Raw genomic sequence first — 11989 nt, forward strand, 5'->3', positions numbered from 1 at the left:
CACTAAAAACGGCAACCTGAGGTTGCCGTTTTGCTTTGACCCGGTGCGGTCTGATGCCCTCACCCTGGCCCTCTCCCACAGGGAGAGGGTACAAACACTAAAAACGGCAACCAGAGGTTGCCGTTTTGCTTTTATCACCTGCTCTGCTTTCTCAGCAGCCAGATAAAGTACGGCGCGCCGATAAAGGTCGACAGCAGCCCCGCCGGGATCTGATAAGGGAAAAGCACCATTCGCCCGCACCAGTCCGCGAACACCAGCAAAATACCCCCCGTCAGCGCCGACATCACAATGTGCGGCATCGTACGACGAAAACCCATCATACGGGCAATGTGCGGCGCCATCAGGCCGATAAAGCTCAACGGGCCGATGGTCATGGTCGCCGTGGCGGTCAGGCACGCCGCCAGTAAGAGTAAGCCCACGCGAGACGGCGTCAGCGCTATGCCTACCGCCCGGGCGGTGTCGCCCCCCAGCGGCAGCACCGTCAGCCAGCGACGACAAAGTGGTACGATAGCCATAAGCACCACCAGCGCGATGCCCGTGCTCACCACCTGCGCGGTAGAGGCGTTATAGGTAGACCCCGCAAGCCAGGTGAGGATCTGCGCCATACGCGGGTCACCACTGGCCTGCAGCATCATTAATAGCATGGTAAAGGCGGTGCTGAGCGCCATCCCGGCCAGCAGCATACGGTGAGGCGAAAAGCCCCCGCGCCCGGCCGAGACCATAATGATCAGCAGGGTTACCGCCGCACCCAAGCTGCCCGCCGGCATCAGCCAGGCGAAGGCATTGCCAGGGACGAAGAAAAGCATTAAGACGACGCCGAAGGCCGCGCCAGAGCTGATACCCAGCACTTCCGGGCTCGCCATCGGATTGCCGGTCAGGCGCTGAATAATACAGCCCGCGACCGCCAGCATTACCCCGGCAATCAGCGCCGCCATGACCCGCGACCAGCGCCACGGCATCAGCTCATCCAGCAGCGCCCCGCTCGCCCAGTGCCAGCCTGTGGCATCACGCCCAAAGGCCAGCGCGGCCATCACCGCCAGTAACAGCAGCAGGCCGCCCCCCAGGGCATACCACAGCACGTGATGACGTTCGGCAGCAACATGGTTCCCGGCGTTCATCGCGGGCGCGCTCATGCTTCGCAGGCGCGGCAGGAGCCACAGCAGCAGCGGTGCCCCCACGATCGCCGTCACCGAGCCAGTCGAGACCTCCATCCATACGCGGGTTAGCCACAAAATAATCTGATCTGACAGCCAGAGGATAAGGGCCCCAATCAGGGGAGCGACCAGCAGCCGGGTTAGCAGGCGACGGGCACCGACCATTTTCGCCAGCAATGGCGCAAACAGGCCGATAAAACCAATGATCCCGACGGCATTGACCAACAGGGCGCTGATCACAATCGCCAGCGTCAGCGCGGCCAGACGCGCCAGCGACAGCGCCAGCCCGAGATTACGCGCCACGCCGTCATCCAGCCCCATCAACGTCAGCGGGCGCAGCAGTAACAGCGTGAGCAAGACGCCGCCCAGCAGTTGTGGCCACAGCCGCTGCACAATGCTCCAGTCGGTCTGCGTTAGCGTACCGGTACTCCAGAGGAACATGCTTTGCAATTCATCGTGATGGAAGATCACCAGCAGCTGGTTGATCGCACCGCAGTAGAGACTGACGACCAGACCGGCAAGGATCAGCGTCACCGGTGATAACCGCTTGCCCCAGGCCACGCCAAAGACCAGCGCACCGACCACGCAGGCGCCAATCAGCGCCGCGAACTGCGGTGCCAGTGCGCCCGGCAACGCCCACAGGGTGGCGATAGTCATCCCCAACTGCGCGCCGGTCGCCACCCCCAGGGTGGTGGGTTCCGCCAGGGGATTGCGTAGCACTTGCTGGAAGAGTACCCCCACCAGACCCAGGCCTGCCCCCACCAGCAGCGAGATCACCAGACGCGGCAACAGGCTGTAGTGGAAGATCATCTGTTCGATCTTATCAATATTTGGCGCAACAACCGCTTCGCCCCACTGGGCTCGCGGCAACGCGGTCGTCAGGTTGCTCCAGGTTAAACCCAGCGCCAGCACAAACAGCGCGACCAGCAGTAGCCCGGGCAGCAATGTTATCCGTGATTTCATGCTTTGCCTCCCAGGGCGCTATCCAGTACCCGGGCAAAGTGCATCGCCGACAGGGTCGCGCCGTAGAACCACACGGCCGGTACGCGCTGGAAACGCTGCTGGCGGACAAAGGGCATCGCCTGCCATAGCGGGGTTTTCATCAATGTCTGCATTTCACGCTCATTGCCATGATCAAAACAGAGCACATCGACATCACGAAACGCCGCCAGCCTGTCAATGCCTATCGCGGTGCTGCCCCAGAAGGTCATCTCCCCTTCCCAGGCATTGTTTATTCCGTAGCGATCCATCACCTCCTGGAAGAGGCAGTTTTTGCCGAACACCAGTACGTGGCGGGCGTCCAGCAGCGTAATCATTAGCAGAGGCCGATCGCCGCGCCCGGCAAAGCGCGGTTTGTAGCTATCAATGACGCTGTCGAAGTGATCAAGATGCTGGCGGGCAGCGGCCTCCAGGTTTAACAACTGGGCCATCTCGTTAAGCGAGTGACGTGCTTGCGTTAGCGGGGCTTTCCCGTCGCTAAACGAGAACCCCCGGCCTGGCGCAATCCGCGCCAGCTTCTCCTCTGAGGGGCCATACCCTGCCGACCAGACCAGATAGGAGGGTTTCATTTGCGTCAGCAATTCGAGATTGGGCTCGGTGCGCAAACCGATGTCGATGACCGAGTCAGGGAGGCTGGGCTCGTTTACCCACAGCCGATAGTTGGGGATATCCGCAACGCCATAAGGCGTGACGCCGAGCGCGAGCAACAGCTCAACGGGCAGCCACTCCAGGGCGACAATACGGTCGTTATTGATGGCGGCTGCGGCATGCGCGGTGCCCATTTTCCAGAGCAACGGCGAAAGGGCCATCGCCGTCAACAACCGACGGCGGCTAATCGTTAAATCAGACATCAATAGACAAAGCTCACCGGTGCCGCCCCGGCAGGGTGCGGCAGAATTCCCATCGGAATACCGTAAATGGTTTCCAGCGTCTCACTGCGCATCAGCTCTGAAGGCGTGCCCTGGGCAATCATTTCCCCCCCGCGCAGCGCTACCAGATAATCACAGTAGCGGGCGGCCATGTTGATATCATGCAGCACCGCAATGACCGTTAGCCCACGCTGCTGGCTTAAACGATGCACCAACGCCAGCACATCGACCTGATGGGCGATATCCAGTGCGGAGGTAGGTTCATCCAGCAGCAGACAACGGCTATCTTGCGCCACCAGCATCGCGATCCACGCCCGCTGACGTTCACCGCCAGAGAGGCTATCAACCAGGCGATGTGCCAGTGGTTTTAATCCCACCAGGGCGATGGCTTCTTCCACTTTTTCACGGTCGGCTACGCCAAAACGTCCCAACGCCCCATGCCACGGATAACGCCCAATCGCGACCAGTTCGCGCACGGTCATCCCTTCGGCCTGCGGCAGTTGCTGCGGCAGATAGGCCACCTTGCGGGCAAAGGCCTTACTGTTCCAGCTTTCCAGCGGCTGTCCATCCAGCAAAATATCGCCTTCTGACGGCGGCTGATGCCGACCAAGCATTTTCAGTAAGGTGGATTTGCCGGAGCCGTTATGGCCGATCAGGCCGGTGACCTGGCCTGCAGGAAAGGTCAGCGAAAGGGGGTGCAGCAGCGTGCGCCCAGGCACGCGAAAGGAGGTGGCATTTAGCGAAAAGGTTGTATCGGATTGCGTTGTTTTGTCCTGCATCGTAGCCAACTTAGTAAAAGGGCACGGCGAACCGTGCCCGAAGGAAGATTAGAAGCGGAAGGTCGCGGTGGCGACAACCTGGCGTTCAGCACCCCAGAAGCAGCCGTAGGTATTGAAGCAGCTTGAGACGTATTCACGATCGAACAGGTTGTTGACGTGCAGCGCTACGTTAGAGCCGGCCATACCAAGGCGAGCCAGATCGTAACGGACCAGTGCATCAACTACGGTGTAGCTGCCCACTTTGAAACTGTTTGCTGCATCGCCATAGCTGGAGCCAGAGTAACGACCACCCGTACCCAGCGTCAGGCCAGAGAGCGCACCGTCATAGATGGTGTAATCCGCCCACAATGACGCCATATGTTTAGGCACCTGAACCGGAGTATTACCTTTTAAGGTAGTATCCGTTGTGTATTCGATGTCAGTGTAGGTGTAAGAGCCGACAAGGTTAACGCTGGCAGATAGCGCCGCTTTCGCTTCAATTTCTGCCCCACGAGAGCGAATTTCGCCACCTTCAACCGAGAACAACGAACCCGCCGGGTCTGCCATCAGGTTGTTGGTTTTCGTCAGGTCAAACAGTGCAGCCGTTACCACAACTGGACGATCGCCTGGGATGTACTTCACGCCCACTTCGTACTGTTTGCCTTTTGACGGTGCAAAAGGTTTACCCTGCGCGTCGGTTTGTGAAGACGGCTCAAAGGATTCGCTGTAGCTGAAGTACGGCGTTACACCATTGTCGAACAGGTAGTTAACACCACCGCGCCAGGTGAACTGGTTATCATCGCGCGAAGCAGTAGTGTTAAAGACGCGGTTAAAGGAGTTTTGTTTAGCCCAGTCATAACGACCGCCCAGGGTAACCAAAACTTTATCCCACTGCGCCTGATCCTGAACGTACAAACCGGTTTGTTCTTGCTTATTCAGAATCTGATAAGGACCGGAGTTTGCTGGATTTTTCGAGTTAAAGTCGAAATCAGCATTAACCGGGTTGTACAGGTCGAGCAGCGGAACAGAGTCGTCATAACCGAACCATGCGTTGATGTCATTACGCATACGCATATAGTCAACGCCGGTCAGCAAGGTATGCTCAATGGCACCCGTAGCAAATTTACTCTGCAACTGAGTATCAACAGAAAGGTTTTGCAGTTTTTCATCATCAGCAACGTATTTACGCGCCAGAGTGTGACCTTTGTCTGCTGGCGCAATCGCTGCACACTGCTTGCTGGCTGCGTTTGCTGGATCCGAACAGACGCCATAGCCATAAACGCTGTTTTGAGAGGTTTTGTTCTCAGCAAAGCGCAGATTCTGGCGCAGCGTAAAGGTGTCGTTGAATTCGTGATCGAAGCTGTAACCGACCATTTTCTGGTTACGAGAATAGGTATTATTGGTCGCACCTTCGTTGAAGTCGGTTGGCAGACGTTTGCCGTTTGGCAGCGGCTCTACCGTACCTTCTTTTGGCAGCCAGCCGTAATAACCCGTTTCCGGTTCATTCTGGAAGTAAGAGAGGAAGGTAAAGTTCGTTTTATCATCCGGACGCCAGGAGAAAGAGGGAGCGATGGTGTAGCGCTGCTCTTCCGCCCCCTTCTGCTGGGCATTGGCAGAACGGGCCAGGCCTGTTAAGCGGTATGAGTAAACGCCGTCGTCATCCAGCGCATCGCTGAAGTCAAAGCCGGTCTGGAACAGGCTGTTAGTACCCGCTTTGAACTGAATCTCTTTCAGGGGTTCAGTCGTTGGACGCTTGCTGACCATGTTCAACAAGCCACCCGGGCTGCTTTTTCCGTACAGAACTGAGGCCGGCCCGCGCAGCACTTCTGCACGCTCCAGCATATAGGGATCGATTACCGCGTCGTTGTAGAAGTTACCCTGCATTTTCAGGCCATCCAGATAGTTGTTCTGGGTTTGCCCGTCCGCGGCGAAGCCACGGATAATCAGGTGATCGTAGGTATTAGATGCGCCTCGAGTACCAACAGAGACACCCGGCGTATAGCTAAGTGCTTCTTTGACAGACTTAGGCTGATGCAATGCCATCTCTTCCGCCGTCACGACGGAAATGGACTGCGGCACCTTCTCAATAGAGGTGTCGGTCTTGGTCCCGGTGGCAGATTGCCGTGCCGCGATGGTCGCAGCGGGTCCCCATGCGCTCTCCTGTGGAGCTGGCGCTGCGGTAACGGTAATCGTCTCTTCTTTTTTCGGGGTTTCAGCGGCCTGTGCATAGGCAGACATGCCGCTAACCGCTGTGGCTACAACCACTGCGATTTTACGCAGTGAGTAATTGATTGGCTGAGCAGTTTTTGAAAGCGCCATTGGTATCTCTCTGAGCAAGAGTGAATGATAACGTAAACGAGAATTATTATTATGACCGCAGCATATTATGCGAAACGCTGGCGGCATAGCAAGCGAATAGCGGCCCTACGGAAATTGAGGGGATAAGAAATAAACAAGAGAAAAACGGGGGTTATAAAGAGGGAATAAACCGGTTAGAGAAATGTTTGTTTTACGTGAAATCCCCCTCTCCTCTCGAAGAGGGGGTCTGGCACGTTAATTACCGCCGAACATATCCTTAATCCAGCCAGCGACACCGTCGCTCTCTTTCTTCTCATTCTGCTGCTGCGGCTGCTGTTGTTGCGGCTGCTGTTGCGGCTGAGAAGATTGCTCGAACGGATTACCCGTGGGTTCCGGAGCGGCCTGCTGACACAGTGAATCCGGATTGCTGGTCCAGACCGGCAGGCTTCGCATCCCGCCGCCACAGACGAAGGTACCCGACTCATCCACGCCCATATCCACGATATCTTCCGGTGGCGTCAGAACTAACGGCACTGGCGACTGGTTAGTCAGATAACGCTGATAGATAGACATCGCACCGCTGGCACCGTACAGCTTAGTGGGCTGGTTGTTATCACGACCCACCCAGGTAATCACCACTTCACGTCCATCAATACCGGCAAACCAGGTGTCGACGTTGTTATTGGTGGTACCGGTTTTACCCGCCAGATGCAGGCCCGGATACTTCGCGCCCAGCTGGCGCCCTGTACCACGCTGCACAACCTGCTGCATGGTCCACAACGTCATGTATGCCGCCTGCGCCGGAACGGCACGCTCTGCCTGCGGGAAGCTCTGATACAGCACCGTACCATCTTCGGCAATGACCGAACGCAGCGCAGAGAGAGGAGCGCGATTACCGCCGCTGGCGATGGTCTGGAACGCCTGCGCCACTTCGATTGGCGTCAGGTTCAGTGCGCCGAGGATCATCGCCGGAACCGGATGCAGCTGGTTTTTAGGCACACCCAGTTTTACCCAGGTATCGGTAATCGCCGGCAGGCCAAGCGCCATACCCAGGTTTACCGTCGGTACGTTCATGGAACGCGTCAACGCATCCACCAACATCACCTGTCCGCTGAACTGACGATCGTCGTTCTGCGGCGACCAGACCTGGCCATTCGGCTGGCGCAGAGAGATCGGCGCATCCGCAATCCAGGTGTTCAGGCGATACTGGTTCGGCTGGCTCAGCGCCGTCAGATAGGTGGCCGGTTTCGCCAGAGAACCAATCGAACGACGCGCCTGCATGGCACGGTTATAACCGGCATACTGCGGCTCTGCCCCGCCTACCATGGCGCGCACTTCCCCGCTGTAGCGGTCAACCACCACCATCGCGGTTTCCAGATCGCTCAGCTTACGCTGTTTCTTCAGGACCGGAATACCTTCCACGGCCGCTTTTTCCGCAGCATCCTGCGCCACGGAGTCGAACGTGGTGAAGATCTTCACGCCGGAGAGATCTTTCACTTTATCGCCAAGCTTCGCCTGCAACTCCTGGCGAACCATCTGCATAAACGCAGGCTGCGGGGAGATAACGCCACCGCGCGGCTGTACGCCCAGCGGACGTGCGCTCAGCATTTCGTACAGCTCCTGGTCGATCACTTGCTGCTGTTGCAGCAGGCGCAGCACCAGGTTACGGCGCTCCAGCGCCAGTTTCGGGTTGCGCCATGGGTTGTAGATCGACGCCCCTTTCACCATGCCCACCAGCAGCGCCTGTTGGTCAAGGCTCAGCTCTTCGACCGGACGGCCAAAGTAGTACAGGCTCGCCAGCGGGAAACCACGGATCTCGTTATCGCCGCTCTGACCGAGGTACACCTCGTTCATATACAGTTCAAGGATACGATCCTTGCTGTAGCGGGCATCCATCAGGACTGCCATGTAGGCTTCGTTAGCCTTACGCCAGTACGAGCGCTCGCTGGAGAGGAACAGGTTTTTCACCAGTTGCTGGGTCAGGGTACTCGCCCCCTGCACCGTGCGGCCGGCCGTCAGGTTGGCCAGTACCGCACGGCCAATAGAGTAAAGACTCACCCCGTCATGCTCGTAGAAATGACGGTCTTCGGTTGCCAGCAGAGTATCGACCAGCAGATCCGGGAAGCCATTTCGCGCCACAAACAGGCGCTGCTCGCCGTTCGGCGAAGAGAGCATGGTGATCAGGCGCGGATCGAGACGGAAGAAACCGAACTGGCGGTTATTATCCATGTTCTCGATGGTATCCAGATGATCGCCATCGAAGGTCAGACGCGCGCGCACCTGCCCCTCTTTGCTGTCCGGGAAATCGAACGGACGGCGGATCATCTCAATGCTGTTCGCCTGCACGGTAAATTCGCCAGGACGCGTCATTTTCGTCACCTGACGATATTGCGTCGCCTCCAGCAGTTTGACCATCTCGTTCTTGCTGATGGACATGTCCGGCTCAAGGTTCACCATCCGCCCGTAAACGGCCGCAGGCAGTTGCCATACTTTACCGTCGATACGGCTACGGATTTTTTGATCCAGATAGACGCCATAGATCGCCATCAGGGCGATAAACACAATAAAGAGCTTCAGTAACAGCCAGAACCAGCCGCGTTTTCCACGAGGCTTACGCCCTTTGCCTTTTCCTTTGCGCGGCATCGGTTCTTCATCCTCATAATCGTCTTCATAGTCATCGTCGCGCTCTTGATTTCTGAGTCGACGACGGCTTACTTTCTCTTTTGCCGGACGCGTCGGTTTCCCTTTACGTCCAATAGGCTCGCGGTCATTCCCCGCCATGCTTTTTCTCCGCAACTATCAGGCGCAAAGGCCCGATTCTCTGTTCTTAATCCCGTAGGAGAAAGAAGAAATCTCTCAAATATAATGACTACGAATATTTCTTCGTCCGTCGTGTCGGTGCCGCGTTCGCCGGATCGTCCGGCCAGACATGTTTAGGGTAACGCCCCTTCATCTCTTTTTGCACCTCACGGTAGCTTCCTGCCCAGAATGCGCTCAGATCGCGGGTGATCTGCAGCGGACGCTGCGCCGGTGAAAGCAGCTCCAGTACCAGCGGGACACGCCCCTGCGCAATTGCCGGGGTAGTGGCTTCACCGAACATCTCCTGCATTCGCACGGCCAGCACGGGTGGATTATCTTCATGATAACGAATGGCTATCCGGCTTCCGGTTGGCACAGTGTAATGCTCTGGCAGCTCAGTATCCAGCCGTTGACGTAATGACCAGTCGGTCAGATTCTGTAACGCTGCCTTAACATCCAGCGCTTTCAGGGCGCGCAAAGAGTGTACGCCACCCATTTGCGGCAGTAACCAGTTTTCGAGGTTGGCCAGCAGCGAGGCATCATCTACGGCAGGCCAGTCATATTCCGGCAACCAGCGAGCCGCACACAGCAGACGAAGACGAAATTGTTCGGCCTGCGGACTCCAGGTCAATACCTCCAGCCCCTTATCGCGGATGCCGTTCAGCATCGCCTGGTGCAACTCCTCTTCAGAAGGTTTAGCCAGCGGCTTTACGCTCAGGGTCAGGCGGCCGATTTGCGCCCGACGCAGCGCTTTTAGCGTGCCCTGTGTCTCGTCCCACTCAATGGTATCTGACTGCTCAACCAGCTGCGGGCAGCGGCTGACCAGCGCCTCGATATCTACGGCAACGGCCTGCAGGATGCGGGCGTCTGGGGACTGGCTGCCCTGTAATAAGAGTGGCGCAATGAGCCACTCATGCCGCGTTAACCCGTCAACACGATCCAACATCGCCCCCATGCCGTTCGCCAACTGGTAACGGCCTTCCAGCCCGCGACGACGTGCCAGGCGATCCGGAAAGGCCCTGGCCAGCAGCGCCGGGATCCTGGCTGCATCGGGCGATCCACCGTTACTGTTCAAACGCTTCATCAGCGTTTTAGCGCGCTGCTGCCAGCCTGGCTGATGGCGCGAAAATGCCAGCGCCAGATCGCTATTCCCTCCGCGCGGTGGCTCCTCAAGAATAGCCGCCAGTTTCGCCGCCGTGGCGATTTCATCGTCGCCCTTTGCGCCAGCCAGCATTGCAGCCAGCCGCGGGTCATTGCCCAGCGCCGCCATTTTCTGGCCAAAGGCGGTGAGCCGCTCGCCTGCCAGCGCCCCAAGCTGGGTAAGCAAGCGCCGTGCGGCAAGCAGGTTGACGGCTGGGGGGTGATCCAGCCAGCAGAGCTGGGTCGGATCCTGACACCCCCACTGCAATAGCTCCAGCAGCAGGCCGCTCAGATCGCTTTGCAGGATCTCCGGCGTGGCTTGCGCCGCCGCGCGTTCTGCCTGCTCAAATGGGATCAGATGCAGGCAGATGCCCGGCTCCAGACGACCGGCGCGACCTGCGCGCTGGGTCATCGACGCCTGACTGATACGCTGGGTGATAAGCTTTGTTAGCCCGGTGCGCGGATCGAACTGGGCTACGCGCTCCTGGGCGGTGTCGACCACCAGACGGATCCCTTCAATGGTCAGGCTGGTTTCGGCAATATTGGTGGCCAGCACCACTTTACGCATCCCCTGCGCAGGCGGCAGGATCGCTTTACGCTGCTCGGCGAGCGTTAAGGCGCCGTAGAGTGGACAAAGCAGCACATCGCTTCCCACCCGGGAGGCGAGATGTTCCTGCACCCGCTGAATCTCTCGGGTGCCGGGCAAAAATAGCAACACGGACCCGCTCTCCTGACGCAGCAGCTCCGCGGTGGCGACGGCGACGGCCTCGTCGAAGCGCAGTTGCGCGGAAAGCGTCTGATAGCGGCGTTCCACCGGAAAAGTGCGTCCTTCAGAAGTGATAACTGGCGCATCCGGTAATAGCCGTTGCAGACGATCGTTATCCAGCGTTGCCGACATGATTAACAATTTCAGATCGTCGCGCAGTCCCTGCTGCACATCCAGCAATAGCGCCAGCGCCAGATCGGCCTGCAGGCTGCGTTCGTGATACTCGTCAAGGATCACCAGACCGATGCCCGTCAGCTCAGGATCCTGCTGCAGCATACGGGTGAGGATCCCTTCGGTCACCACCTCCAGCCGGGTGGCGTCACTGACGCAACTTTCGGCGCGCATTCGATACCCTACCGTCTCGCCCGGCTTCTCGCCCAAGAGTTCGGCCAGACGTTGCGCCACGTTACGGGCAGCGAGCCGTCTTGGCTCCAGCAGTATGATTTTGCCCGGAATGAGACCCTGGTTGAGGATTTGCAGCGGTAGCCACGTCGACTTACCTGCGCCAGTAGGGGCATTGAGCAATATCTGCGGCGCGTGTTGTAAGGCGGTGAGAAGTTCAGGAAGGACTGCGGCGACCGGCAACGAGGACACGTTTGGCTCCAGAGGGTTAACATTAGCGGGCGTACATTGTAGCATCGCCTCAAACCATAACCGAGCACCCCGAATGTCTGAGACGAAAAGGCTTTTTTTCGCCATTGAACTGCCCGCCCCGCTGCAGCGTAAGATTGTGCGCTGGCGCGCCGAGAACTTCGTACCTGAGGCAGGACGTCCGGTGCAGGCAGCGAATCTGCATCTAACGCTGGCTTTCCTCGGCGAGGTGAGCGATGAAAAGCGGCAGGCGCTGGCAGCCATGGCGGGTCGTATTCGCCAGCCGGGGTTTACCCTGCAGCTTGACGATGCCGGACAGTGGCTGCGTTCCCGCGTCGTCTGGCTGGGGACTCGCCAGCCGCCGCGTGGTTTATTACAACTTGCCAGTATGTTGCGGGCGCAGGCTGCACGCAGCGGCTGTTATCAAAGCCCCCAGCCATTTCATCCGCATATCACTCTGCTGCGCGATGCCAGCCACGCGGTAGCCATTCCGCCGCCAGGGTTTTCCTGGCACTTTCCGGTCACAGATTTCGTACTTTATGAGAGCGTGTTCGCCCGCGGGCGCACCCGCTATACGCCGCTTCAGCGCTGGACGCTGAACGAGTAATAAGGAAT

Annotated in this window: 7 protein-coding genes; 1 reads left to right on the forward strand and 6 read right to left on the reverse strand. The window is 58.3% G+C overall.

Features of this window, described 5'->3' with window-relative positions; genetic code table 11:
• Positions 1-134: 134 nt before the first annotated feature.
• From fhuB to hrpB, 6 genes are all read right to left on the reverse strand, one after another.
• Positions 135-2117 carry a Fe(3+)-hydroxamate ABC transporter permease FhuB gene (gene fhuB, locus B3511_RS14985; RefSeq protein WP_286783696.1) on the reverse strand — a complete coding sequence of 661 codons (1983 nt, stop codon included), beginning with the start codon at positions 2115-2117 and terminating at the stop codon, positions 135-137.
• Positions 2114-3004 carry a Fe(3+)-hydroxamate ABC transporter substrate-binding protein FhuD gene (gene fhuD, locus B3511_RS14990; RefSeq protein ID WP_412098725.1) on the reverse strand — a complete coding sequence of 297 codons (891 nt, stop codon included), beginning with the start codon at positions 3002-3004 and terminating at the stop codon, positions 2114-2116. Before fhuD ends, fhuB begins: the two co-directional genes overlap by 4 nt.
• On the reverse strand, positions 3004-3801 hold the full coding sequence (gene fhuC, locus B3511_RS14995) for a Fe3+-hydroxamate ABC transporter ATP-binding protein FhuC (protein WP_233802014.1): 798 nt from the start codon (positions 3799-3801) through the stop codon (positions 3004-3006). The genes fhuD and fhuC overlap by 1 nt, the downstream gene beginning before the upstream one ends.
• Before the next feature lie 48 nt (positions 3802-3849).
• Positions 3850-6099, reverse strand: coding sequence for a ferrichrome porin FhuA (gene fhuA / locus B3511_RS15000; RefSeq protein ID WP_286783697.1), 2250 nt, complete (start codon positions 6097-6099; stop codon positions 3850-3852).
• A gap of 234 nt (positions 6100-6333) precedes the next feature.
• Entirely contained in the window at positions 6334-8859 is a 2526-nt protein-coding gene (mrcB, locus tag B3511_RS15005; RefSeq protein ID WP_286783698.1) for a bifunctional glycosyl transferase/transpeptidase, read from the reverse strand.
• 88 nt (positions 8860-8947) lie between these two features.
• Positions 8948-11377 (reverse strand): ATP-dependent helicase HrpB, encoded by a 2430-nt coding sequence (hrpB, locus tag B3511_RS15010; protein ID WP_286783699.1) that lies wholly within the window; start codon positions 11375-11377, stop codon positions 8948-8950.
• Positions 11378-11450: 73 nt separating this feature from the next.
• Between hrpB and thpR the strand changes: the two genes are divergently transcribed.
• Complete coding sequence (thpR, locus tag B3511_RS15015; protein ID WP_040077114.1) at positions 11451-11981, forward strand: RNA 2',3'-cyclic phosphodiesterase; 531 nt, start codon at positions 11451-11453, stop codon at positions 11979-11981.
• Positions 11982-11989 lie beyond the last annotated feature (8 nt).

Origin of the sequence: Leclercia sp. UBA1284 (assembly GCF_002308415.1) — a bacterium.
GTDB lineage: Bacteria > Pseudomonadota > Gammaproteobacteria > Enterobacterales > Enterobacteriaceae > Enterobacter > Enterobacter pneumoniae.